The organism is Micromonospora sp. CA-244673, assembly GCF_050948395.1.
Classification (GTDB): domain Bacteria; phylum Actinomycetota; class Actinomycetes; order Mycobacteriales; family Micromonosporaceae; genus Micromonospora.
The window spans coordinates 2,993,564-3,018,144 of the sequence record NZ_CP192019.1; the positions used below are offsets into that span (position 1 = coordinate 2,993,564).

The 24,581-nt window shown below is 71.9% G+C and carries 23 protein-coding genes and 1 pseudogene; 14 read left to right on the forward strand and 10 right to left on the reverse strand.

Annotated elements, in window-relative coordinates; genetic code table 11:
• Window positions 1-148: 148 nt before the first annotated feature.
• The 4 genes from ACQP12_RS13995 to ACQP12_RS14010 form a co-directional block, all read right to left on the reverse strand.
• Complete coding sequence (locus tag ACQP12_RS13995) at window positions 149-631, reverse strand: GNAT family N-acetyltransferase (RefSeq protein ID WP_433288098.1); 483 nt, start codon at window positions 629-631, stop codon at window positions 149-151.
• Window positions 632-720: 89 nt separating this feature from the next.
• Complete coding sequence (locus tag ACQP12_RS14000) at window positions 721-960, reverse strand: hypothetical protein (RefSeq protein WP_357948804.1); 240 nt, start codon at window positions 958-960, stop codon at window positions 721-723.
• Window positions 961-981: 21 nt separating this feature from the next.
• Window positions 982-1,824: a hypothetical protein gene (locus tag ACQP12_RS14005; protein ID WP_433288100.1), complete on the reverse strand. Its 843-nt coding sequence runs from the start codon at window positions 1,822-1,824 to the stop codon at window positions 982-984.
• Window positions 1,821-2,768, reverse strand: a complete 948-nt coding sequence (locus tag ACQP12_RS14010) for an ATP-binding cassette domain-containing protein (protein ID WP_433288102.1) — start codon at window positions 2,766-2,768, stop codon at window positions 1,821-1,823. Before ACQP12_RS14010 ends, ACQP12_RS14005 begins: the two co-directional genes overlap by 4 nt.
• Window positions 2,769-3,298: 530 nt before the next feature.
• Here ACQP12_RS14010 and ACQP12_RS14015 point away from each other — a divergent pair.
• The 10 genes from ACQP12_RS14015 (at window position 3,299) to ACQP12_RS14060 (ending at window position 16,833) form a co-directional block, all read left to right on the forward strand.
• Window positions 3,299-5,395 (forward strand): TOMM precursor leader peptide-binding protein, encoded by a 2,097-nt coding sequence (locus ACQP12_RS14015; RefSeq protein ID WP_433288104.1) that lies wholly within the window; start codon window positions 3,299-3,301, stop codon window positions 5,393-5,395.
• A gap of 54 nt (window positions 5,396-5,449) precedes the next feature.
• Entirely contained in the window at window positions 5,450-5,632 is a 183-nt protein-coding gene (locus ACQP12_RS14020; protein WP_046564715.1) for a hypothetical protein, read from the forward strand.
• A 475-nt stretch (window positions 5,633-6,107) separates the two neighbouring features.
• Window positions 6,108-6,293 (forward strand): thiazolylpeptide-type bacteriocin, encoded by a 186-nt coding sequence (locus ACQP12_RS14025; protein WP_046564718.1) that lies wholly within the window; start codon window positions 6,108-6,110, stop codon window positions 6,291-6,293.
• A 90-nt stretch (window positions 6,294-6,383) separates the two neighbouring features.
• Complete coding sequence (locus ACQP12_RS14030; protein ID WP_433288107.1) at window positions 6,384-8,351, forward strand: TOMM precursor leader peptide-binding protein; 1,968 nt, start codon at window positions 6,384-6,386, stop codon at window positions 8,349-8,351.
• Window positions 8,352-8,361: 10 nt separating this feature from the next.
• Window positions 8,362-9,963, forward strand: a complete 1,602-nt coding sequence (locus tag ACQP12_RS14035; RefSeq protein ID WP_433288109.1) for a SagB family peptide dehydrogenase — start codon at window positions 8,362-8,364, stop codon at window positions 9,961-9,963.
• Window positions 9,964-9,992: 29 nt separating this feature from the next.
• Entirely contained in the window at window positions 9,993-12,773 is a 2,781-nt protein-coding gene (locus tag ACQP12_RS14040) for a lantibiotic dehydratase (protein ID WP_433288111.1), read from the forward strand.
• Entirely contained in the window at window positions 12,770-13,819 is a 1,050-nt protein-coding gene (locus ACQP12_RS14045) for a thiopeptide-type bacteriocin biosynthesis protein (protein ID WP_433288113.1), read from the forward strand. Before ACQP12_RS14040 ends, ACQP12_RS14045 begins: the two co-directional genes overlap by 4 nt.
• Window positions 13,816-15,054 (forward strand): hypothetical protein, encoded by a 1,239-nt coding sequence (locus ACQP12_RS14050; protein WP_433288115.1) that lies wholly within the window; start codon window positions 13,816-13,818, stop codon window positions 15,052-15,054. The genes ACQP12_RS14045 and ACQP12_RS14050 overlap by 4 nt, the downstream gene beginning before the upstream one ends.
• 139 nt (window positions 15,055-15,193) lie before the next feature.
• Entirely contained in the window at window positions 15,194-16,228 is a 1,035-nt protein-coding gene (locus ACQP12_RS14055) for a GNAT family N-acetyltransferase (protein WP_433288117.1), read from the forward strand.
• A 212-nt stretch (window positions 16,229-16,440) separates the two neighbouring features.
• A complete protein-coding gene (locus ACQP12_RS14060; RefSeq protein ID WP_433288119.1) occupies window positions 16,441-16,833 on the forward strand; it encodes an epoxide hydrolase N-terminal domain-containing protein in 393 nt (130 codons plus the stop codon).
• Here the strand turns inward: ACQP12_RS14060 and tnpB are convergent.
• The 3 genes and pseudogenes from tnpB to ACQP12_RS14075 form a co-directional block, all read right to left on the reverse strand.
• Window positions 16,806-18,233 (reverse strand): IS607 family element RNA-guided endonuclease TnpB, encoded by a 1,428-nt coding sequence (tnpB, locus tag ACQP12_RS14065; RefSeq protein WP_433288121.1) that lies wholly within the window; start codon window positions 18,231-18,233, stop codon window positions 16,806-16,808. The genes ACQP12_RS14060 and tnpB overlap by 28 nt on opposite strands.
• A pseudogene (locus ACQP12_RS14070) lies at window positions 18,230-18,804 on the reverse strand (IS607 family transposase). Before ACQP12_RS14070 ends, tnpB begins: the two are co-directional and overlap by 4 nt.
• A 167-nt stretch (window positions 18,805-18,971) precedes the next feature.
• Window positions 18,972-19,118, reverse strand: a complete 147-nt coding sequence (locus ACQP12_RS14075; protein ID WP_433288123.1) for a hypothetical protein — start codon at window positions 19,116-19,118, stop codon at window positions 18,972-18,974.
• A gap of 34 nt (window positions 19,119-19,152) precedes the next feature.
• Here ACQP12_RS14075 and ACQP12_RS14080 point away from each other — a divergent pair, with 34 nt between their 5' ends.
• Window positions 19,153-19,656: a hypothetical protein gene (locus ACQP12_RS14080; protein WP_433288125.1), complete on the forward strand. Its 504-nt coding sequence runs from the start codon at window positions 19,153-19,155 to the stop codon at window positions 19,654-19,656.
• A gap of 126 nt (window positions 19,657-19,782) precedes the next feature.
• Here the strand turns inward: ACQP12_RS14080 and ACQP12_RS14085 are convergent, their stop codons facing one another.
• The 3 genes from ACQP12_RS14085 to ACQP12_RS14095 form a co-directional block, all read right to left on the reverse strand.
• Complete coding sequence (locus tag ACQP12_RS14085; RefSeq protein ID WP_433288126.1) at window positions 19,783-20,448, reverse strand: hypothetical protein; 666 nt, start codon at window positions 20,446-20,448, stop codon at window positions 19,783-19,785.
• 267 nt (window positions 20,449-20,715) lie between these two features.
• Window positions 20,716-21,042: a TraR/DksA family transcriptional regulator gene (locus tag ACQP12_RS14090; protein ID WP_433288128.1), complete on the reverse strand. Its 327-nt coding sequence runs from the start codon at window positions 21,040-21,042 to the stop codon at window positions 20,716-20,718.
• Window positions 21,043-21,167: 125 nt separating this feature from the next.
• Window positions 21,168-22,133 carry a helix-turn-helix transcriptional regulator gene (locus tag ACQP12_RS14095; protein WP_433288130.1) on the reverse strand — a complete coding sequence of 322 codons (966 nt, stop codon included), beginning with the start codon at window positions 22,131-22,133 and terminating at the stop codon, window positions 21,168-21,170.
• A gap of 56 nt (window positions 22,134-22,189) precedes the next feature.
• Here ACQP12_RS14095 and ACQP12_RS14100 point away from each other — a divergent pair, with 56 nt between their 5' ends.
• The 3 genes from ACQP12_RS14100 to ACQP12_RS14110 all read left to right on the forward strand — a co-directional run bounded on the left by ACQP12_RS14100 (window position 22,190) and on the right by ACQP12_RS14110 (window position 24,564).
• Entirely contained in the window at window positions 22,190-22,930 is a 741-nt protein-coding gene (locus ACQP12_RS14100; protein WP_433288132.1) for an alpha/beta fold hydrolase, read from the forward strand.
• Window positions 22,931-23,102: 172 nt separating this feature from the next.
• On the forward strand, window positions 23,103-23,459 hold the full coding sequence (locus tag ACQP12_RS14105; RefSeq protein WP_433288134.1) for a DUF6188 family protein: 357 nt from the start codon (window positions 23,103-23,105) through the stop codon (window positions 23,457-23,459).
• Window positions 23,460-23,583: 124 nt separating this feature from the next.
• Window positions 23,584-24,564 (forward strand): zinc-binding dehydrogenase, encoded by a 981-nt coding sequence (locus tag ACQP12_RS14110; RefSeq protein WP_433288136.1) that lies wholly within the window; start codon window positions 23,584-23,586, stop codon window positions 24,562-24,564.
• The last annotated feature ends 17 nt before the right edge of the window (window positions 24,565-24,581 follow it).

Below are 24,581 nucleotides of genomic sequence, written 5' to 3' on the forward strand. Positions count from 1 at the left end.
CCTGCACGCCCAGTGCTCCCCGGCGCGATTGCCCGAGGCGTAGCTGGGCAAACGCGCGGCCTTGTGGGCACTCGAGTTGGCGCGCGACGTCTGCTCCGCCGAGGCGAAGGCGTGGAACAGGGGTGAGGCCGTGCTGCCGAGAACGACCTCACGCGGGCGGCGTGACCGGGGACCGCAGGCCGAGCCACTGCTCGGCGTCCCAGGCGTGGAACCGCTCCACCTCGGTGAACCCCAGCTTCGCCGCGAGGCGCATCGAGCCGGCGTTGGCGGTCTGGGTGGTGAGCACCACCGGCTCGCCGGGAAGGACACCGTCGAACCAGTCGAGTGCCGCGGTGCACGCCTCGGCGGCGTACCCGGATCCCCACGCCTGCGGCAGGAACAGGTAGCCGAGATCGGCCTTCCCCACGGCGACCGGGCGACGATGCTCGGTTGCTCTCCTGAGCAGGATCTGGCCGATCATCGCTCCGTCGAGATCAACGACGAAACTCCCGGGCCACCGCGCGGGCACCTCGGCCAGCTCGCGCTCAAGCTCGTCACGCGGGCGGGGGCCGCCGAGGTAGGTGTGCACCTCCGACGACGACAGCAGCTCGATGAACGCCGCACGGTCCCGGGCCCCTGACTCACGGAGCACGAGCCTTTCGGTCCGGATCGGCTCGGGCGGCCAGGCGACGGGCCCGAGATCAGTCATGGCGGCCAGCCAACCAGCAGAGTCGGCAGCGATCAAGACTCGCGTTCCGGGTGGCGGCGGACGAAGTCCTCGTAGGTCTCGTTGGCGAGTTCGATCTCGCGGACCTGCGCGGCCAGTTCGGCGCGCCGGATGTCCGCGCCGGCACGGGCGCGGGCCAGCCGCAGCTCGTGGCGCCGGTCGCGGGCGCGCGACCAGCCCCGGACGGCGGCCCAGGCGATCCAGCCCCCGGAGGCCGCCAGGCCGGTCACCGCGAAGGCGAGCAGGAAGTCCATGTCGACATCTCCTCCGCTGCGTCAGCCGACGTCGCGCCGCGCGGCCAGCCAGCTGCCCGTTCCGAACATGACCAGAACGTAGCCCAGCAGGACGAGGGTCGGCACCAGCGCGCTGGAGGATTCCAGCACCCCGGGCGTGCCCCCGTCGAACTGGGACCGCGCCCCCAGGGCGCCGGCCAGGGCGCCGGAGCTCGGTGCCAGCAGCACCTTCTGGACCACCTCCAGCGGGCTCAGTGCGAGGGCGAGCGCGCTGACCGCGTTCTCGAGGACCAGCGTCCAGATCAGACCGACCGCGATGGCTGTGGTGGCGCTGCGGAACGCGATCGCGAGGAACCAGCCGACGGCGGCGTGTGCGGTGCAGATCAGCCAGGCGCCGGCCACCGCCGCCAGGAGCCGCCCGGCCGACGGCCAGTCGGCGATCCGTCCCTCCACGGCGGCCAGCGCGCCGGTGGTCAGGGCCAGCACGCCGAAGGTGAGCACGGCGATCAGCAGGGTCAGGCCGCACAGGACGACGGCCTGTCCGGCCATCACCTGCACCCGTCGTGGCCGCTGGGTGAAGATGAGGTTCCACGTCCCCCAGCGGTACTCGTTGCCGACCACGAGCGCGCCGAGGATCACCAGGATGGCGCCTCCGAACAGCGGGAACAGCCCGATCCCGGTGGGCACCAGCTGGCCGGGTAGGACGGCGGCCAGCAGGGACTCGGCCGACTTCGCCTCCTTCGGGTCGCCGGCCAGCGCCAGGTGCACGAGGTAGGGCACCCCGATGCCGAAGCCGAGCGCCAGGGCGAGCCAGGTCGCCGTCACGGTCCACACCGCCGGCCGTTTCCGGTCGGCGAACCAGGCCGCCCGCACCGCCGTCATCATCGGACGCCCCCTGTCGTGGTCGCCACTTCCTGTCCCCGGTCCTGCCGTTCGGACCCCGCCGTCTGCGGCCGCGCGGGCGCGGTCAAGCTCAGGAACGCCTCCTCCAGCGAGTGCCGCACGGGGCGCAGCTCCCGCACGTCGATCCCGGCCTCGACCAGCCGGCGGTTCAGCGCCGCGGCCAGGGCCGGGTCGGTGGTGACCCGCAGCAGCCCGTCGACCAGCTCCACCGACCGGACCCCGTCGTGCCCGCGCAGGCACTCCGCCGCCCGGTCCGCCGGGTCGGCGTCGATCACCAGCACCGCCTGGCCGAGCGACCCGCGCAGCTCGTCCGGCGTGCCGTCGGCGACCAGCCGCCCGGAGTCGATGACGACGATCCGGTCGCAGATCTGCTCCACCTCGCCGAGGACGTGACTGGACAGCAGCACGGTGCGGCCGTGCCGGCCGAGCGTGCGGAGCAGTTCGCGGATGTCGGTCACCCCGGCCGGGTCGAGGCCGTTGGTGGGCTCGTCCAGGATCAGCAGGGTCGGCTCCTTGAGCAGGGCGGCGGCCACGCCGAGCCGCTGCTTCATGCCGAGCGAGTACGTGCGGAACGGCGAGCCGGCCCGGTCGGTCAGGCCCACCTCGGTCAGCACCCGGTCGGTGGCCCGCTCGGGCACGCCCGCGTACCGGGCGGCGAGGCGCAGGTTGTCGCGGCCCGACAGGTGGGGATAGAAGGCGGGCGACTCGATCAGGGCGCCCACCCGGGCGAGCTGCTCGGGGGTGCCCGGCGGCCGGCCCAGCACCTCGATCCGGCCGCTGGTCGGCCGGACCAGCCCGACCAGCATGCGCATGGTGGTGGTCTTGCCCGCGCCGTTGGGCCCGAGGAAGCCGAGCACCTCGCCCTCGTGCACCCGCAGGTCAAGGCCGTCCACGGCGGTGATCCCGCCGGGATAACGTTTGGTCACTTGATGAATTTCAATGGCAAAACGGTCATTCCTCAACGTGCCACCGCAATCGTGCGATGCCGTGCCGCCGGGCTGTCGGTCGGGTTTTGCTTCGCGTTCATCCCGGATTCCTTCCCATTTCCGACTGCACTGCGGGGTTTTTATTTCCTTGGCTGGACTTTAGCGCTGGTTAAGGCGGGTCCGACGCGCCGGAAAGCTGGTCGGTCCGCGCTCGCGCCGCCCCGCTCCAGGCCACGGAGACGGCGCCCTGCAGCGGGCATTTCGGGCCTCTGACCTGCGGCGGAGTGACGACGCGCACAGAGTACCGAAGATCGATCGGCTCCGGTAGGGCCGCCTTCCGGGCCGCCGGAGGTTTTTGTCTTAGCCGCAGCTCAATCCACCGAAATCTGCTCACGTCACTGCCTCCCGCGAAACAATCTGTTGACGAAAGACATGACCTTGGGCAGCATGAAGACGCTTTAGAAGTGACCGTGGTCGTTGTCATGGGGGGTCGCATGAGCCAGCCGCCGGACGGTGCAACCAGCCTGGAAATGCGCCCCAAGTTGCGGCACGACGTCGTGTTCCTGGACGCCCCGGCCGGCGCGTATCTGCGCGGGCCGGACAGCGCGTTCCTGATCAAGGGCAGGTCGGCGTTCCGCTGGCTGACGTCGCTCAGCCCGTACCTGACCGGGGAGCACACCCTCGCCCAGCTCACCGCCGCCCTCGACCCGGGCCAGCGGCAGACCGTGCTCACCCTGGTCCGCGCCCTGCTCGACCGCGGCTTCGCCAAGGACGCCGGGGAGCGCAGCGCCCTTCCCGAGCCGCTGGCCCGCCGCTTCGCCGCCCAGATCGAGTTCATCGACCACTTCGCGGACGACCCCACCGGCCGGTTCCGGCGCTTCCACTCCGCCCGGGTGGCGCTCTGCGGCGGGGGAGAGGCGCTGCTGGCCGCCGCGACCGGACTGCTGCGCAACGGCTGCGTCCGCCTCGACCTGCACACCGACGACGACCCCGAGTGGTACGCCGAGGCCCTGCGGCCCGAGCTGGCGGACCTGCGCGCCGACGGCCTGCCGGCCGAGGTGCGGTGCCACGACGGGGCGCCGGACCTGCGCGCCGTGGACGCGGTCGTCTGCTGCACCGGCCCCGACGGCCTGGCCCGCCTGGCCGCGCTGGCCCGCGACTGCCACCGGGACGGGCCGCTGCTCGTGCCGGTGCGTTGGGACGACGAGCGCGCCGTGGTGGGCCCGACCGTCCTCGCCGGACAGACGCCGTGCTGGCACTGCGCCCAGCTGCGGCTGGCGGCCGCCGCGGACCCGGCGACCGCGGCGGAGTTCTGGCGTCAGCTCGCCGTCGGCGGCGACGTCGTGGCGGCCCTGCCCGAGGTGACCGCCCGGATGCTCGGCAACGCCGCCGCCTTCGAGCTGTTCCGCGCGCTTACCGGCGCGTTCGCGCCGGACACCGGCGGCGGGGTGCTGCTGCTCGACACGGCCACCCTGGAGTCCACCCGGGAGCGGGTGCTGCCGCACCCGGCGTGCCCGGTCTGCCGGGACGTCGAGGTGACCGACCCGGGGCCGTCCGCCGGCGCGGAGGAGGAGATTTACCAGCGGGCCGAGGCGCTGGTGACGCCGAACGTCGGGGTGTTCAGCCGGTTCGTCGACGACCCGTTGGAGCAGGCGCCGTTGAAGACGGCCCGGCTGCGGCTGCCCGGCCGGCGCGGGCCGCGTGAGGTGACGGCCTTCGACGTGCACACCGTCATGGGCGCCCGGCTCGCCGCGTATCGCGTGGCGGTCCGGGACCACGCCGCCGGCCACGCGGACCTGGCCGCGGCGGTCACCGCGTCGGCCGCCGAGCTGCGCGAGCGGGGCGAGGAGCCGGTCCTCTGGTCGGAGCTCACGCCGACCGGGGCGCCGGCGGACGAGCGGCGGCGCACCCGCTGGCTGACGGCCACCGTCCTGGGCGGCTCCGGGTCGGTCCGGGTGCCGGCCGCGCTGGCGTTGCCGACCTTCGGGTTCAACGCCGAGGGCTGGGCCGAGCCGACGGTGGCCGGCGCCGCCGCCGGTGGCTCCCTCGACGAGGTCGTCGACCGGGGGTTGGCCGACGCGCTGGCCTACCGGGCGCTGATCGAGGCGCTGCGCGGGCGGGCCGAGGTGCGCCCGGTCAGCGAGGAGGACCTGGTCGGCGACGAGGACACCGCGTTCGTGGTCAAGGCCGCCCACCGCTTTGGCCGGCGGCTGTCGGTCTACACCCTGACCGGGGCCGAGCCGGCGCACGCCGTGCTCGCCGTCGCCGAGCCGCCCGACGGTGGCGACCGGGACTGGGCGCTCGCCGGCGGGTACGACCCGGTCGCCACCCGGCTGGCGGCCGTGCGCGACGCGGTCGGGCGGGTGCAGGTGCGGCACTTCGAGAGCGCCGTCGCCGACCTCGGCGACCCGGTGCTGCGGGACTTCGACCCGGCCGTGCTCACCGTCGGCGCCACCCCGGCCGCGGCGGCGGCCACGCCGACCGACCGGGCGGCCGTGCTGGCCGCGCTGGCGCAGCGGGGGATGAGCGCCCTGCTGGTCGAGACGACGACCCGGGACGTCCGGGCCACCGGGGCCTTCCGCAGCGGCGTCGTCCTGCTGCGCCGGCACGCCCCGGCGGCCGACTGAACCACCACGTCAGTGGTTTCGGCGAGGCACGCACCACGGAAGGGAGGTGACAACATGCCGATCACCCTGAACGACGAGCTCCGCGAGCTGGAGACCGAGACCTTCGAGATCGAGGAGGTCGAGGACGGCGGCGAGGCGCTCGCCGCCACCAGCTCCAGCTGCTCCTGCTCGAGCTGCTGCAGCTGCAGCACGTCGAGCTGCTGCAGCACTAGCACCAGCACCTCCAGCTGCGGCTGACCGGTCCAACGGGGTTGCCCCCGACGCTGACGAATCCGATCCCCGGTGGGACGCCGCATCGATGACGCACCATCCGCCGCCGGCCGACGCCGGCGAGTAGCCCCTGCGTGCCTCCGCAGCCACCGTGGTGGTGCGGGCGGACCACCGACGACCGGCTCGAACGCGGCTCAAGGAGAGGCCTGTGCCCACACAACCCCCGACATCCGGCGTACTGCCCGACTCGGTCCGCAGCGAGCTGCGCGACCTGCAGACCGAGACGTTCGAGATCGAGGACATCGCTGATCTGTCCGCCGAGCTCATGGACATCTGCAGCAGCAGCACGAGCACATCGAGCTGCTCCAGTTGCAGCACGTCCAGTTGTTGCAGCTGCACCTCGTCGAGTTGCAGCAGCACCAGCTGAGCGACGGAACCGCCGGTCGCTCCGGACGACCGCCGGCGCCGCGCGCCCTGACCGCCAGAGGGGAGGTGTACGGAAATGCCGGAACTGACTGAGGAACTGCGCGCGCTGGAGACGGAGACGTTCGAGATCGAGGACGTCGACGCCATCGACGCGATGGTCATGGACTGGTCGAGCTCCAGCTGCTCCTGCTCCAGCTGCTGCAGTTGCAGCACGTCGAGCTGCTGCAGCAGCAGCACCAGCACCGGATGCGGCGGCGGGTGATCTGAACCCACCGCCGTACCGCCCCGCCGGCGAGCCACGCCGGCGGGGCACCGGTTTCCCGCAGCCCGCGACCGCAGACAGGTGAACCGCATGATCGTCGATGTCCGGACCACCTCCACCGGGTGGGACAGCAGCCTCAAACAGCTCGGCGAGGCGTTCCACGAGCGATTCCAGGATCGCGCGCGGCAGCCGGCCGGCCCCGACACGCCGCTCGACGGCGTCACCGTCCGCATCGCCGCCCTCGGCCTCACCGACGCCTACGCCGACGGCGGGGACGGCATGACCGGCACGGTGGTGCCGATCTGGTTGCACGGCGCGACCGCGCTGGTCGGGCCACGGTGGACCGACACCGGCACGGCGCCGGGCAGCCGGCCGGGCCCCTGCCCGATCTGCACGCAGCGCCGGTGGCAGGCCATCCGGGTACGCGACGAGCGGCACGCCCTGGAGCACCAGGCCCGGGTCGGCACGGTCGCCGCCCTGCCCCACCTGACGCCGTTCGCGGTCGACGCGCTGTGGCAGCTCCTGCTCGACGCCGCCCGGCCGCGCACCGGGAAGCCCGGCGTCGGACAGCTGTGGCAGCTGCGGATGGACACCCTGGAGACCACGGCCGTGCCGGTGCTGGCCGACTCCGAGTGCCCGGCCTGCGCCACCGCCGCGCCGGACACCGCCGCGGCCGCCGTCCTCCCGCTCACCAGCCGGCCCAAGCCGGACCCGTCGGCGTACCGGCTGCGCTCGGCCGGCGAGCTGGACCTGCCGGTCGCGGCCCTGGCGAACCCGGTGGCCGGCGCGCTCGGCGGCGGGGCGCTGCGGGCGTACAACGCCACCGCCACGGCACCGGTGACCGGCTACTTCCGCATCCGCAGCCGCTACGACCTGCACGAGATGTGGTGGAGCGGGCACGCCAACAGCTACGGCGGCAGCGAGACGTACGCCCTGCTGGAAGGGCTGGAACGGTACGCCGGCCAGTTCCCCCGGACGCGGCGGACCAGCGTCTTCGACAGCTACGCCAACCTGGCCCCGGACGCCCTGGACCCCGCCGGGCTGGGCTATCACCCGGCGTTCTACCAGGGCCACGGCCTCTACTACGAGCCGTACGCGCCGGACCGGCCGATGCCCTGGGTGTGGGGCTGGTCGTTGCGGGACCGGGTGCCGCGGCTGGTGCCCGAGCAGCTCGTCTACTACCTGGACCGGCGCACCGACCACCGCAAGTTCGTCCAGGAGTGCTCCAACGGCTGCGCCAGCGGCAGCTGCCCCGAGGAGGCGCTGCTGCACGGCATGCTCGAGCTGGTCGAGCGGGACGCGTTCCTGCTCGCCTGGTACGGCTCGGCCCGGCTCGCCGAGATCGACCCGGCGACCTGCCGCGACGAGCGGGTGCACTTCATGCTCGACCGGGTCGACCTGCTCGGCTACGACATCCGCCTGTTCGACACCCGGGCGGACCTGCCCGTGCCGGTGGTCACCGCGGTCGCGGTCAAGCGCGGCGACGGGCTCGGCCAGCTCTGCTTCGCCGCCGGCGCCAGCCTCGACCCCGACGACGCGGTCCGCGCGGCCGTCTGCGAGACCGCGTCCTACGTGCCCGGCTTCGACGAGCGGGTCGCCGCCAGCGAGCCGGAGCTGCGCGCGATGATCCGCGACTACACGCTGGTCACCGAGCTGAGCCACCACGCCCTGCTGTACGGGCTGCCGGAGATGACCCGCCACGCCGCCTTCCTCTTCGACGACCCGCCGCTGCGCTCGATGGACGAGCTGTACGGGGACTGGCTGGCGACCCGGCCCACCTCCGACGACCTGCGCGCCGACATGGAGTACCTGTGCGGGCTGATCGCCGGGCTCGGCGGGGACGTGGTCGCGGTCGACCAGACCTGCCCCGAGCAGGAGGTCGCCGGCGTCCACACCATGGCGGTGGTGGCGCCCGCCCTGGTCCCCATCGACTTCGGCTGGCAGCGCCAGCGGGTGCTGTGGAGCGACCGGCTGAAGCGGCACCTGGCCCGCGGCACGCACGGACCCGACCGGCTCGGCGCCACCGGCCGCAACCCCCACCCGCACCCCTTCCCCTAGGAGCACCGGTATGCAGCAGGAGGCCCTCCAGGTCGTCCGGGAGTACGCCGAGGCGGTGTTCCGCCGGGCGCGGGTCCCGATGGAGCCGCTCAACTACGAGGTGGACTGGGTCGACCAGCCGTCCCGGCACACCAGCTACCCCGACGCGCCCCGGGTGCCGCTGCCCGTCGACCTGCCGACCCTGCCCACCCTGCGCGACCTGTTCACCGGGGAGGGCCTGCCGCCACCCGGGGGCTGGTCGCTGCCCGCCCTGGCGGCGCTGCTGCGCCTGTCGTACGGGGTGCTCGACCGGCGGCTCACCGTGAACTGGAACCAGGACCTGGCCAAGCGGGCGCACTTCGAGCACGCCGTCTGGGGGCGCGGCACCGCCTCCGGCGGCGGCATGTACCCGGTGGAGCTCTACCTGGTGGCCGGCGGCTCCGCACCGCTGCTGCCGGGGGTCTACCACTACGGCACCGGCCCGCACGTGCTGGAACGGCTGCTGCTCGGTGACGTCGCCGACCGGATCCGCGCCGCCGCCGGCCCGCAGGCGGGCGACGCGGACAGCTTCCTGGTGGCGACCATCCGGTTCTGGAAGAACTCCTTCAAGTACAACAGCTTCTGCTACCACGTGGTCACCCAGGACCTCGGCGCCCTGCTGGGCTCCTGGGACCTGCTCGCGCGCGCCCTCGGCGTACCCCTGCCCCGGCTGCTCGGCTTCGACCCGGCGCCGGTGGACCGGCTGCTCGGCCTCGACGGCGACCGGGAGAGCGCCTTCGCCGTCGTACCCCTGACCTGGGCCGGCGCCGACCCGGCCGGACCGGTCGGGCCGAGCCCGGACGTCCAGGTGCGGTACCCGGCGTTCGAACGGTCCCGCCGGCTGCGGGAGTTCCCCGCGGTCACCGCCGTGCACCGGGCGGCGGCGGCCCCGCCCGTCCCCGCGCCGCAGGCCCTGGCCGCGGCCGCGCCCCGGGACCTGCCCGGCGACCCCGTGGCCCTGCCCGCGCCGCTGCTCGAACGCCTGGACAGTCCCCTGTCGACGGTCCTGGCCACCCGGTCCAGCAGCTTCGGCCGGTTCCGCCGGCCGCCCGACCTGACCGCCGCCGAACTGGGCACCACCCTCGCCTTCGCCGCCGCCGGGCGGCACCACCCGGCCGACGCCGGGCTGCCCCCGGACACGCCGGCGCTGACCCGCATATGGGTGTTCGCCAACCACGTCGACGGCCTCGCCGCCGGCACCTACGGCTACTGCCCCCGGCGGCACGCCCTGCTGCCCGCCGCGGCCGAACCCGACGGCGGCATGTCCGCCTTCCTGCAACAGCAGTACTTCCTCACCAACTACACGATGGGTCAGGTCGGCGCCGTGCTGGCCATCTCCGGCCGGCTGGACGCGGTGCTCGACGCCGTCGGCCCGCGCGGCTACCGGCTGCTCAACGCCGAGATCGGCGCCGTCGCCCAGCGCGGATACTGCGCGGCCACCGCCCAGCGGGTCGGCTGCGGCGCGGTGCTGGGCTTCGACAACGTCGCCATGGACGAGGCCCTCGGCCTGTCCGGCACCGACGAGCGGACCGTGCTGTTCCTGCTGCTCGGGCGGCACCCGGACGGCACCGCCGATCTCGTCCACCGGCTCTGACCCCCACCACGTCGACGAAGGAGAGACCCGTGACGGTGTCCCTGCCCGCACCAGCGGCCACCGAGGTGTCCTGGCGGATGCCGGAGGTGTTCATGCTGCGCACCGCCGGCCTGCCGCTGGAGGTCGCCGACCGGCTCGCCTTCGACCGCACCGCCGCCTGGGCCCGCCGCACCCTCGACCTGGAGGACCGGCTCCGGGCGACCGGCCCGCCGCTGGCCGACGCGCTCCAGGAGGCGGTCGCCCGCAACCTCGCCGACGACCGGCTGCGGCGTCGGCTCATCCGGCTCCGCCGGGACGTGTGGAACCTGCGCCGCCCCGACCCCGCCGACCCCGCGGCCTGGCCCGCCGCCGAACTGGGCGCCGAGACGCACCGCATGCTGGCCGGCTGGCTGGACACGTTCGCGGCGTACCGCCGGGAGCTGGCCGAGGGCGCGGCCGTGCTGACCGCGGAGCTGGCGCAGCGCCGGGACGTGCTGCGCGAGCTGGCCGACGACCCGGACCTGCGCGGCGGCATCCTGCTCGCCTCGCCGTCGCTCGACCAGTACCTGCCCACCTACCTGGCCACGCCCGGCCGCCTCGGCAAGCGGGCCCGGCGGGTGGAACGGTCCCTGCTCGAATACGCGTTCCGCACCGCCTGCAAGACCAGCCCGTTCAGCCGCCTCACCACCGTCAACGTCGGCACCTTCGCCCCGAGCGACGGCCCGCTGCTCGACGTGGCGCCGGTGACCGACCGGACCGGCGACGCCAAGCGGGGCGCCGCCCGACTCAACCTGGCCGCGCTGGGCCGGCTGTCGGCCGTCGTCCTCGCCGACGAGACGCTGCGCGCGGACCTGCCGGTCGCCCTCACCACCGGCTGGCGCATCGAGCGCGGCCGGCTGCGCTACCTGCGCCGCCGCCGCACCAGCTCCGAGGACGGCGAGGCCGCCATCACCCTGGAGTCGATCCACGAGTCGCTGTTCGTGCTGCCCACCGGCCGGGTGCTGCACGACATCCTGGCCGCGCTCGACGGCGGCCGGGTCCGGCGCCTCGCCGACCTGGTCGACGAGCTGGCCACCGACGACCGGCCCGCCGCGGAGATCGCCCAGTACCTGCACCACCTGCTGCGGGTGGGCCTGCTCGTGGTGCCGAACCTGCACCTGGACATCCACGCCGACGACCCGGTCGAGGGCTACCGGCGGGCGCTGGGCGGCATCGGCCGCGACTGGGCCGACCGGCTCGCCGAGCGGGTGGCGAGCGCGAACCGCCTCGCCACCGGCTACCCGGAGCACGACGTGGCCGGCCGCCGCCGGGTGCTCGCCGACATCCGGCGCGAGCTCGTCGCGGCCCACGAGGACCTCGGCCGCGCCGACGTCCCGGCCCCGCGGACCCTGCTCTACGAGGACGCGACGCTGCGCACCGGGCGGCCGGTCACCGCGGACCGGGTCCGCTGGGAGCGGGACGTCCTACCCGGTCTGCGGGCGCTGGCCCGGATCATGCCGGTGTTCGACATCAACCTGCCGCGCCGGCTGGCCACCAAGGGCTTCTTCCGGGCCCGCTACGGCGCCGGCGGGCGCTGCGACGACCTGCTCACCTTCGCCCACGAGTTCCAGCAGGACTTCTTCGAGCACTACAGCGGGCGGATGATGCGCCGCCGGGCGTTCGACGCCGACAACACCTACGTGCGGCAGGAGAACTGGTTCAAGCAGGAGGAGATCACCGCGCTGGACGACGCCCGCGTCGAGGTCGCCCGGCGGATGAACGAGGCGTACGACCGGTTGCCGGCCGGCGCCGAGGAACTGCGCCTGGACGACGAGTTCATGACCGAGGTGGCCGCCATGGTGCCGGAGACCCTCGGCACGCTCGACCCCCGGTCGTTCTTCCTCCAGATCGCCGACCAGGGCGAGCGGCACCGGGTGGTGGTCAACCGGATCTACTCCGGCATGACGCTGCTGTTCTCCCGCTTCGCCCACCTCTTCGCCGACCAGGACCTCGCCGGCACGCTCCGCGCCGAGCTGGCCAGGCTGGCACCGCCGGGCGCCGTGCTCGCCGAGCTCAAGGGCGGGTACGACGCCACCAACCTCAACCTGCACCCCGCGGTCACCCCGTACGAGCTGGTCTGTCCCGGTGAGGTCAGCTTCCGGCCGGCCGCCGAGCAGATCCACATGGACGACCTCAGCGTCGAACACGACCCGGTGACCGACCGGCTGCTGCTGCGCTCCCGCCGGCTCGACGCCGAGGTCATCCCCGTCTACCTGGGGTTCCTGCTGCCCATGGCGCTGCCCGAGGTGCAGCAGGTGCTGCTCACCTTCGCCTACCTGGGCATGGCCCAGCCCGACCTGTGGGCCGGCACCACCGTGCCGCTGCCCGGACACGGCATCGCCGGATACCCGCGCATCGTGCACGGCGACCTTGTGCTGCAACGGCGGATGTGGAAGCTGCACCCGGACCACCTGCCGCCGCCGCGCACCCCGGAGCAGAGCGACGCCGACTGGTTCCTGCGCTGGCAGCGCTGGCGCCGCGACAACAACCTGCCCCGCCGGGTCTTCGCCACCCCCGAGGGCAGCCGGCTCACCCCGGCCGCCGACGACGCCCAGCCCGCCGCGCAGCCGGGCGGCCGGCCCGACCACAAGCCGCTGTACGTCGACTTCGACAGCCACTTCTGCTTGCAACTGCTGGAGGCGACCGGGCGGGGCGCGGGCAGCCGGCTGGTGCTCACCGAGATGCTGCCGGACCGCGACGAGCAGGTGCTGCGCGGCCCCGGCGGCACCCACGTGACCGAACTGACGGTGGAACTCAACGGCGTCCGCGCCGGAAAGGTGGATGACCGATGACACCCTTCCCCTCCCCGGTGGAGCACGACTGGCTCAGCGTCCACGTCTTCTACGCCAGCAACGCCAACCCCATGCTGGTCGAGGGGGTCCGGCCGCTGGTGGACGAGCTGCGGGCCGAGGGGCTGATCAGCCGCTACTTCTTCATCAAGTACTGGATGGAGGGGCCGCACGTGCGGCTGCGGGTGCTGCCCGCGCCCGGCGCCGACCCGGCGGTCGTCCGGGCGCGGGTGGACGAGGCCATCGCGGCGTTCCTGCGCCGCCGCCCCGCGCTCTACGAGGTGGACAGCGACGGCCTGGGCGACCTGTACAAGCAGATGTTCCTCGCCGAGTACGGCCGCGAGCGCTGGGACGAGGAGTACGGCCCCGACGGCGTCATGCCGATGCGGGCCAACAACAGCTGGCACCACATCCCCTACGAGCGGGAGTACGGCCGCTACGGCGGACCCGCCGGGATGGAGCTGGCCGAGTGGCACTTCGAGCACTCCAGCGACGTGGTGCTGGACCTGCTGGCCACCACCAACGTGCACGTCCGGCCGGTGCTGCTCGGGCTGTCCGCCCAGCTCACCATGATGATGTGCGCGGTCTTCCTCACCGACGACCGGCGGATCGCCGAGTTCCTCGACGAGTACCGCCGGTTCTGGGAGGTCTCCTACTCCGAGCCGAGCGACGACTACCACGCCAGCTTCGACAACAGCTACCGGCGGATGGACGCGGCGTTGCGCGACCGGCTCGCGCAGATCCGCAACGGTGCGCGGGAGCGCGCCGACGTCCGGCCCGGCGGCGTCGAGGGCCGCTGGTCGGCGCACTGCCGGGAACTGCGCGACCGGGTCGTGGCCGCGACCGAGCGGGGCGAGCTCGTGTTTCAGCGCGGCGGCGCCGAGCCCACCGAGGTACGCGACCTGGACGCCGCCCTGCCCATCCTGCTCAGCTCGTATGTGCACATGACCAACAACCGGCTCGGCGTGAGCATCCTCGACGAGATCTACCTGTCGTACGTGCTGCGCACCGCCCTGCTCGACGACCTCGCCCCGGCCGGCCCACGATGACCACGACGGACGCCACCTGGACGAGGCCCCGGCTGCGGGCCGAGGTGGTGCTCGGCCCCGGCCAGTGGCGGGGGGAGAAGCTGGTCCACCACGTCAAGGACCCGGAGACCGGCTGGTTCTACCGGATCGGCCCGCGTGAGCACTTCCTGCTGTCCCGGATGGACGGCACCCGGACGCTGGACGACCTGGCCACCGACTACGCGACCACCTTCGGCAAGCGGCTCGGGCCGGACAACTGGCAGCAGCTCTTCGGCATGCTGCACCAGCGGCAACTGCTCGACGGCGCGACCGACCCGGCGGCCCTCGCCCGGCTCACCGAGACCGCCGCCGAGGGCGCGGCGCGCACGAAGCGAGGCCCGCTGTCGGCCCGGTGGCCGCTGTACGACCCGGACCGGTTCTTCGACCGGCTGCTGCCCCGACTGGCCCCGCTGTTCACCTGGTGGTTCGTCCTGCCGGCGCTGCTCGTGGTGCTGGCCGTGGCCGGGTACGTGGCCCTGCGCCTGCCCGAGCTGCTCGACGTCGTCGCCCGGGGCGACCGGCCCCTGGCCGCGATCCTGGCGTCGGTGGTGATCACCTGGCTGATCGTCTTCCTGCACGAGTGTGCGCACGGCCTCACCTGCCGGCACTTCGGCGGGCGGGGCACCGAGATCGGCGTGATGTGGCGCTTCCCGATGCTGGCCCCGTACTGCAAGGTCGACGACATCGTGCTGTTCACCGCGCGCCGGCGGGTGGCCACCGCGTTCGCCGGGGTGTTCGTCAGCATGCTGGCCCTCGTGCCGTTCGCCGCGCTCTTTATCTGGGGCGCACCCGGGGCGCTGCACGACCTGGCCGGCACCATGCTGCTGTTCGGCACCGCGACCGCCGCGCTGAACCTGGTGCCCTTCCTGCGGCTCGACGGCTACTACATGCTCAGCCACGCCTTGAACCTCGCCGACCTGCGCACCGACAGCTACCGCTTCTGGGGCCGGCTGCTCCGCCGGGGCCCTGCGGCGGTACGCGGCTACCGGCCCCGCGACCGGGCGGCGTACGCCCTCTACGGGCTGGCCTCGCTGGTGTTCGCGGTCACGCTGCTCACGCTGCTCGTGCGCTACTGGTACGTCACGCTGGCCCGCTGGACCGGCGGCGGGTGGGCGATCGTGATCCTGGTCGCGGAGGCGCTGGTGCTGCTGGCCCTGGCCGGCTGGCTCGCCCGCCGCCGGGCGGCCGGGACGCCCGACCGAGCAACCGCTCAATGATGTCGGCCAACTCTCCCAGTGGGCGTTGGCCGTCGAGGTCCAGCGCGGCGCCGCGTCGGAGCAACGGCTCCCCGGTCGGCGGCAGATCCGTGCGCTCCCGTGTGTCGAGATAGTGACGGGCCGAGGGTCAGAATGAGGTGTGATCAGTCGTCTGGCGGCAGCCGATGTTCGGCTCCTCGATCGCGCCATGGGCAGGTTCGGGGCGGTGTCGGGCGGTGCCCAGGCGTTTCTCAGCAGTCCAGGTGCTCTGGCCTTCGTGGCCTCCGACGGTGACGAGATCCTCGGATGGTGCTGGGGCTACCACTTGATCCGACCGGACACCTCCTCGATGCTCTACCTCCATCGACTGGAGGTGGCGCAGGAGCACCGCCGGCGGGGGATCGGTAAGGCACTGCTCCGCGCGTTCATGTCGGCCGGCGCGCAGGCCGGTGCCAGCAGGATGTTCGTGACGACCGGCCAGGCCAACGGCCCCGCCCGGGCGCTGTACGAGTCGCTGGGCGGTGGTCTGGCCGCGCAAGGTCCCACCGTCAGCTACTGGTTTGTATTGAAGCCGGATGTGACGCCATCAGCCTCTGCTGTCCCGGGCGCGGGAGCCGTTCAGAGGTCTGGTTGTCGAGCGCTGCTGCTCACCGGCGTCGCCGGGGTGGGGAAGTCAACCGTGGCGGACGAGGTCGGACGGGCGCTGACCGGAGCCGGCCACGTCACGGCCGTCGTTGACATCGACCTGTTGGCGCAGTTCGGACCGCCCCCGTCCGTGGGCCCGGCGGGCGGACGAGTGTATGACGAGCTCAAGTACGTCAACCTGGCCTCGGTGTGGGCGAACTTCAGGGCCGCCGGGGCACGGTTCGTCGTTGTTGCAGCCGCCGTCGAGAGCGTGACCCAGCGGCAACGGTATACGGAGAGTCTCGCCGGCTGTGAGCTCACCGTGGTCAGGTTGATCGCCGACAGCGACACCGTTCGCGACCGGCTGCGCCAACGGGACACGGGACCGAAGCTCGAACGGCACCTGAGGGCGCTGGACCGGCCCTTACCCTCACCGACCAGGACCGCCGTTGAGGACTTCACGATCACGAACGACCGCACCCCCGCCGAGATCGCCGCGAAAATCCTTGCCCGAGTGGGGTCGGCGGATCAGCTCGGCCGAAGCGTCGCCGATCGCGCGTCGACGCCATGATCACGGGCGCGCCCACCGCACGTCGAGTGCCAGGGCAGGTCCGTCACACTGCAGCGACCAGTCAGCGGCAGAAGAGGATGTGTAGAGTGATCTCTGTCAGCGATGAGGGGAGGTGAGCCCGGTGAACACCCAATGTCACGTCTGGGCGCTCCACCCGGCCATCCCTGTCCGCTGACTTCGCGTCGGGGAGCGCCCTCCTAACCGGAGGAACAATGACCTACTCCCCGTTCCGTATCGCCGTACCCGACGAGGTACTCGACGACCTGCGGGCTCGGCTGGCCCGTACCCGCTTCACGGACCGCAGCGGCGATCAGCCGTGGCAGGCCGGCGCGGACCCCGACTACCTGCACGATCTGGTGTCCTACTGGGTCGACGGGTTCGACTGGCGAGCTCGCGAGGCCGAACTCAACGCGCTGCCGCATTACCAGGCCCAGATCGGCGGCCAGCGCATGCACTTCGTTCGCGTGCCCGCGGTTCGTCCGGCCGGCGCGCCCGCACCGCTGCCGCTGGTCCTGAGTCACGGCTGGCCCAGCAGTTTCGTGGAAATGCTGCCCCTGGTCGACCGTCTGACCAACCGTTACCTAATGAGCAAACGTGACTCATGATTGGTAGTCGTCCGTTGCCGGGCGACGTTGACCGGATGTGCCGGTCTTGACGCTTCACGGCCCGCCGCCCTGCCTGCGGATGCAGGTCTTACGGGTCTTACGTAGGCTCCACGTCCTGTTTTTGCGTCGCCCGGCAACTCCAGGTCGACGTGCCGCACGAGCGCGGCGAGATTACGTGCCGCGTTGACGTCCCGGTCCAGGGACAGTCCGCAGGCGGTGCAGTGGAACATGCGCTCGGCCAGTGACAGCTTGGGTTTCACCGTCTTGCAGGCGGAGCACGTCTTGGAGCTGGGGTACCACCGGTCGGCGACGTACAGCGTGCTGCCGTACCAGGCGGTCTTGTAGCCGAGGTGCCGGCGCAGCGTCGCGGGGGCGGCGTCGGTCAGGGACCGGGCCAGCTTGCGGTTGCGGAGCATCCCGGCCACGTGGAGGTCCTCGACCACGACGGTGGTGAACTGCTGCGCCAGGCGGGTGGTGAGTTGGTGCCACGAGTCGGCGCGGACGGCCGAGACTGTGGCGTGTAGTCGAGCCACCGCGTCCTGTGCCCGCTGCCACCGGTTCGACGCAGTCCGTTTGCGCCTGGCCTGCGGGTCGTAGGGGCCGATCCGCCGGGCGGCTCGGCGTTGGGCCTTGCCGAGTTTCCTCAACGCGGCCTTGAACGGCGCCGGGTTCGGCACCATCTCGCCGGTGGACAGCACCGCCAGGTGCTTGACCCCGGCGTCCACGCCGACGACCCGGCCCGCTTTCGGCGCGTGCGCCGGCCGCCGTCCGACCGTGCGCTGAACGGCGACCTGGAACGAGCAGAACCACCTGCCGGCGGTCTCGGTGACCGTGGCGGACAGGATCGTCGCGGTGCCCGCCCGTACCCGGCGGGCCAGCTTGCGCGTCGACTCGTGGGTGCGGATGCGACCCAGCCGGGGCAGCATCACATGCCGGTAGCTGGGGTCGACCCGGATCGCGCCGGTGGTGAACCGGGCCGACCTACGGCCGTTTTTCTTCTTGGCGCGGGGCCAGCCCATCCGGCGGCCCTTGCGGGTGCCGGTGCGTGACGCGTGCCAGTTGCCCAGTGCTGCGGACAGGTTCGCCAGGCCGGTGTTGAACGCCTCCTTGGAACACTGCGCCCACCACGGCGCCACCCACTGCTTGATCTCGTTCCAGGTGCGCCGCAGCTCCGGCAGGGACCAGCCCTGCCATGGCGTCAGGTCCGCCTCGGCTACTGCGTAGCTGGCCTCGGCAGCGCGCTGCGCCTTCACCGCGCTGACCCGCCGCAGCATGTGGTTGTACGCGAACCGAGCCGCGCCGGTGTTGCGGCGCAGACCGAGAACCTGGGCGTCACTCGGGTCGAGGGCGAACCGGTACGCCTGCACGGTCCAGCCGGCCGGCGGCTCGTACCGCTTCACGACTCGTCCTTGCCGGTGGCGGCGGCCACGGCGCGGCTGGCCCGGTTCGCCGCTGCGCGGCGGCCGTACAGTCGGGCGCAGAGACTAGTGAGGATCTCCGTGACGTCCCGCACGAGGTCGTCGTCCACCTTGGCTGGATCGACCACCATCAGCCGGCGCCCCTGCGCGGCCAGCGCCGCCTCAACATACTCGGCACCGAACCGCGCGAACCGATCCCGGTGCTCGACCACGATCGTCGACACGGCCGGGTCGCGCAGCAGCCCGAGGAACTTCTTGCGCCGCCCGTTCAACGCGGACCCGACCTCGGTCACCACCCGCGCGACGGCCATGTCCCGCCCGGTGACCCAGGCGGTCACCCGGGCGACCTGCCGGTCCAGGTCGGCTCGGTGGTCGGCCGACGACACCCGGGCGTAGACGACGACCTGACCCTGCCGGGGTCGTCGGTCACCTCCACCATGATCGTGCCGGACGGAAGACGCCGAGCGGGCACCGGCATGGTCCCCTCGCGGAACCAGCGGTACGCGGTCTGCGGGTGCACGCCGTTACGGCGCGCCCATTCGGCAAGCTTCACAGAACGATACTAACACTCACAAATTCCTATGTTTGATCACAGGAGAGTGGGCAGTTGTCAGTCCCGCTCGCCACGGGGACGACCCCGCCGACGCGTTCGACGTGGTGGTTCCCTCGCTGCCAGGCTTCCTGTACTCGCAGCTGCCGAAGGGCCCGCTCACCCGCGCTTCAATGGCGCAGACGCTGCACCTGTTGATGACCGAAGTCCTTGGCTACCAGCATTACGGTGCCTTCGGTGGGGATGTCGGCGGCGTGGTCACCGGTTGGCTGGGCGCCCTGTATCCCGAGCAGGTGGTCGGCATTCACATGATCCATCCACCGTTCCCGGCCAGCTTCGACTCCCCCCCCGTTGTCGCCAGCCGAGCAGGCGTTTCTCGACGCCGAGGCGGCGTACGACCAGACCGATGGCGGCTACAGCGCCATCATGGGCACCCGGCCGGACACCATCGCCGCGGCGCTGGTCGACTCGCCGGTCGGCCTGGCCGCCTGGCTCGTGGACAAGTATCGAGACTGGAGTGACAACCACGGGGACCTGGAAAGCCGGTTCGACCGGGACACCCTGCTCACGATCATCACCCTGTACTGGGCGAGCGGCACGATCGGCTCCTCGTTCCGGCAGTACTTCGACTTCAACCACAACAGTCCACGACCCGACATCAGAGTGCCGGCCGCGTTCACGGTGAGCACCGAACCGTCGATGGCCAACTTCCCGCGCGAGATCACCGAGCGCGCCTGCACCGACATCCGGCACTGGAGCAAACCAGGTAGGGGCGGTCATTTCATGCCGCTCGAGGAACCAGACCTGCTCGCCGGCGAACTCAGGCAGTTCTTCACCTCGCTTCGCCCGAACTGATCAGCACGGGAGCCGGGTTACCACAGCCCGGCTCCCTCGTCGGGTTCCGCACAAATCGATCGAGAAGCCACCCGTGAAAGCCGTCGCGTCCAACGCGCCTGCCAAACCCGGCCCGTGGACGGTCCGCTAACCCTCCGGGAAGTCCCATGGTGCAGTGATCGTGAAGCTGTGATCGATCGCCCTCACCAAGGCGGTCCCTTGCCGGCCCAGGTCGGCCCGCTCAGCCCATCCGGCCAAGGCGTCCAACAAGCCGACGAGGTCACGCTGCACGCCCATCAGCAGCTGCGGCAGCGCATGACGCGGGAGGTCGACATGAAGCCCGGCCCAGCGGCCGCGATGACGGTCCGGGCCGCCGTCCTGCCACACCCGCAGGTCCTCACCAACCGCCCCGATCTCAGGGCCCGGGTCGTGGCCAAGCCATGGCGAGCCGCCAGCAAGAGCCTGCGCCCAGTCCCGCCAGTCCTCCAATCCGGCGCAACAGCCCGGCACCACGACCCTTCCGGTGCTGGGGTCACTCACCTGCAGGCCACCAGCGATGATTAGTAGTTCCTCGGCCAGCAGGGTGTCCACGACCTCATGGCGGCCGCGAGGAGGCAGCACCTCGATCCGAGCAGCCAGAGCGGCCAGGAACAGCCCGAGCTCTTCATCGGTGCAGTCGGCGTTGAGGGGCAGCCATGACCAAGGTCCGGTCTGGGCCGCCGGCCATGGCGGCGCCGGGTCGTTGTCCAGCGCGGGGACTTCGACGACCGCTTGCATCGTGATCACGGCGCTATTGAACTCGATGTCACCCACGCAGACGTCTGGATATCTCGCTCGTCCACATCCGGGCCGCGCGACACGTGCCGACTCCATGAGTTGAGCGACTACACCGACGCACTGATCTCGGCCCGGTCGTGCACTCGAAGGCGCCGGACCTACCGGTGCCCGTACATGATCAGTGACGGACCCGGCCTAAGCCGGCGCGCATGCTCAGCGGCAGTTGAGCGCATCTGGTCGTGGCCCGCGTAAACGCTTCGCTGGAATTAGTGGGCGCCCCCGGTGTTCACTCTCCTTGATGCCCTATGCGCATGCCATGCAGAGGCGGGCGAACGGCCGCGCGGCGAGCCGTTCATCGCCGATCGGCTGCCCGCATCGTTCGCAGACGCCGTAGGTCGCCGCGTCCACCCGACGCAGCGCGTCGTCAACGTCGGCGATCCGCTTCCGCGCCCCGGCCAGCAGCGCGGTCAACTGGGCGCGTTCGAAGCCGATGGTCGCGCCCTCCGGGTCGTGCTCGTCGTCGGCATTCGAATCCCGCGATGCCAGGAACAGCGCCTCCAGATCCTGGGCCAGCGTCGCCGCCTCAGCCTCCGCCCTCGCCCGCAGCCGCAGCAGTTCGTCCCGGACCATATGTGTAGCCTAACGGCCTCCAGCCGGCACAGACAGGCCATGGAGGGGACGCGCACGGGTGGCGGCAAGAGCGGATGTTTCATGCTGGCCGACCTACCAACTTCGACGGTGGCGCTGGTGGCGGCCTACTCGCCTGCGTCTGCGTGGGTGAGTAGGCGGGCGGCCAGGGCGCGCACCTCGGCTCTGAGTTCGGCGGGCCGTTCGATGGTGAAGGGCCAGCCGAGCCCGGCCAGCATCTGGGCGGCGCCGTCGAGGTGTTCGGCTCGGGTGGTCAGCCGCACTCCGTTGGCGACCTCGGTGAGTGTGCCGAGCGAGGGAGGGATCCGCCGCCGTGCCTGGGCGAGGCTGGTGTGCAGCAGGACCGAGAGGTCGTGGGCGTAGGGCACCGAGGCCAGTCCGGCGAGGACGTGTCCGGTGGGGTCGAACCCGGCCGGCACCTCGAACGCCCCGTCGATGGCGCGGATAGCGCTGATGCGGTCGAGTCGGAATGTTCGAACGGCTCCGCTGGTGTGGTCGCGACCGGTGACGTACCAGCGGCCGTTGTGGAAGACCAGCCCGTACGGGTCCAGGCCGCGTTCCTCGCTGGAGCGGCCATGCCAGTTGGTGTAGGTCAGCTGTACCGGGTGTCGGTGGCGGGCCGCCTCGGCGAGCACCAGCAGCACCTCGGTGCCGGGCGGGGCGGGCTGCCGGACCGGCCCGGTGACGTCCATGGTGACCAGTAGGGCGTCGATGCGCCGGGCAAGGGCGGCTGGCAGTACCCGGCGCAGCTTCGCGGTGGCGCTCTCGGCGGCCGCGTGATCGGATGTGACCAGTCCCGCGCGGAACCCGGCGTCAAGGCCGAGGGCAATGGCGACCGCCTCCTCATCGGTGAGCATGAGCGGCGGCAACTTGTATCCGGGCGCGAGCCGGTACCCGCCATAGCGGCCACGGCGCGCCTCGACCGGGATGCCCAGGTCGAGGAGGTGGGACGCGTAGCGGCGGACGGTGCGCTCGTCGACGCCGAGCCGGCGGGCCAGGTCGGCGACGCTGAATGCGCCGCCCGACTGGAGGATCTCCAGCAGGGCCAGTACTCGCGCTGTCGGCCTGGCCAAAGAAGTCCTCCTAATCCGGGCGGAAACTGTCCGGTATTGACCGTAGCGTGCCGGGCATGACGACATTCGTACTGGTCCCCGGGTTCTGGCTCGGCGCCTGGGCCTGGCATTCGACGGCCGCTGAACTACGCCGGCACGGCCACGACGTGTACCCGATCAGCCTGACCGGCCTCGGGGAGCGCGCCCACCTGGCCCGTCCCGAGACCGACTTCGACGTCCACGTCACCGACGTGGTCAACCTCCTGCGCTACGAGGACCTTCGCGACGTGGTCCTCGTCGGGCACAGCTACGCCGGTAGCGTCGTCACCGCGGCCGCCGACCGCGTCACCGACCGCGTCGCCCAATTGGTCTATGTCGACACCGGCCCGCTGCCCGATGGGGTGGCCCAGGTCGAGTTCACCCCGCCGGCCGAGCGCGAGCGCAACGCGGCATTGGTGGCCGCCCACGGTGACGGGTGGCGGCTGCCGCCGCCGCCCTGGGCCGACTTGGCCACCGGCGTGCCCGACGTGGATGACTCGATCGTCACGCTGCTGCGCGAGCGGTCGGTCGACCAGCCGTGGGCGACCGCCACCGCCCCGGTCCGGCTGACCGGGGCATGGGAGAAACTGCCCAGACTCGGCGTGCTGTCGAGTTTCACCGCCGCGCAGGCGCAGGGGATGGCCGCGACAATGCCGCTGTACCGCCACATGGCCGGCGACGCGTGGCGCTACGAGGAACTGCCGACCTGGCATTGGCCGATGCTCAACCGACCGGTCGAGCTGGCCGCAATCCTGCACCACGCACGGCTAACGGCGTAGCCGCCGCTGCCGGGTGACCCCACACCAGGCCACCCGGCAGCGGTACACGGTCAACGACGGAACCGAACAACCTGGCCATGCCGCCCAAAGCAACGTCCGCAATTCGGCAGTTCCGCGCACAGCTCAGCGGCAGATGAGCGCGCGGGTCACCCGCTGCAGGCACCATATGTCCATGGATGTGGAACAGGTCGTCGGCTCCTTCGTGGTGGAGATCGGATTCCGCCAGGCATGGCCGTTCCTGGGACTCTGCGACAACCGACCAACACCCGCTCAGGAAGCACGGCTCTACATCGACGCTTCTTGGACTATCGAGGTGGCCACTTCCGCCAGGGGCACAGCCGACGACGACATCGCGTGGCTGACCGCCGCCATAGCTCTTAACGGCAGAACCATCGACACTGCGCGGGTGTACGACGACGGTTCACTGAGCCTGACGACAGACACCGGGATCACCCTGGTCGTCTCAGGCGAACCGGAGCCAGACACCACCGGCGAGGCATGGCGACTCACCAGCTGGCACTCCCGGTGATCGAGTACTGCACTCTCCGCGGCAAATGTGTGCACCTGTTCATGACCTGAGCGCGATCTTGACCTCATCCAAGGTTCAGCTTGAACACTGGTCAGGATGCTGTCTCACCTAAGGGGTACTACACATGCGCGCAATCCAAGTGGCTGCGTTCGGCGATCCGGATGTGCTGTCGCCCGTGGGACTGCCTGACCCGGTGCCCGGACCCGGTCAGGTTGTCGTCGGCATGGCCGCAGCGGACGTCATTTTCCTCGACACCCTGCTTCGCGGCGGTTGGGGGCAGGACTTGTTCCCGCGGACGTTGCCGTACGTGCCGGGTGGTGGCGGAGCGGGCGCGGTGGTGGAGACCGGCGACGGGGTGGACCCGACATGGACCGGTCGACGGGTGGTCGTACGGACCAGCGCCGGTTACGCCGAACGGGTCGTCGCGAACGTCGAGGAGATCATGCCGGTGCCTGACGGCCTAGCCATCGAGGCGGCCGCGGCGCTGGTGCATGACGGTGTGACCGCGCTCAGCCTGGACCGGCTGGGCAGGCCGGAGAAGGGGGAATGGGTGCTGGTTTCAGCGGCTGCCGGCGGAGCCGGATCACTGCTTGTGCAGCTAGCCGTCGACGCCGGAGCGCGGGTGGTGGCCGCCGCGTCGAGCGACGTCAAACTGGCACTGGCCGGCCAGCTGGGCGCGGAGGTTGCCATCGACTACACGCAGTCGGACTGGATCAGCCGGGTGCGTAAAGCAACCGGTGGCGGTGCCGCGCTGGTCTACGACGGGGCGGGTGGCCCACTCGGCACGGCTGCCTTGGACGCGGTGGCCAACGGCGGCCGGTTCGTCACGTACGGCACCGCCGATGGCTTCGCCGCCCCGGACCCCGAGTTGGCCGCGCGTCGTGGCATACGGGTGCTCGCTCCGCTCCTGGACGGCCCACCGGACCAGGAGACCGTGCGCGAACTGTTGGGCCTGGCACTGGAACGGGCCGCGGAGGGACGCCTGCGCCCGGCGATCGGCGCTACCTATCCACTGGAACGGGCCGCTGACGCCCACCGCGCACTAGCCGCGCGCACTACGGTCGGCAAGTCACTGTTGCTGGTAGGCGGCCGAACGGCCAGTTGACTTCGCGGTCGATGCCG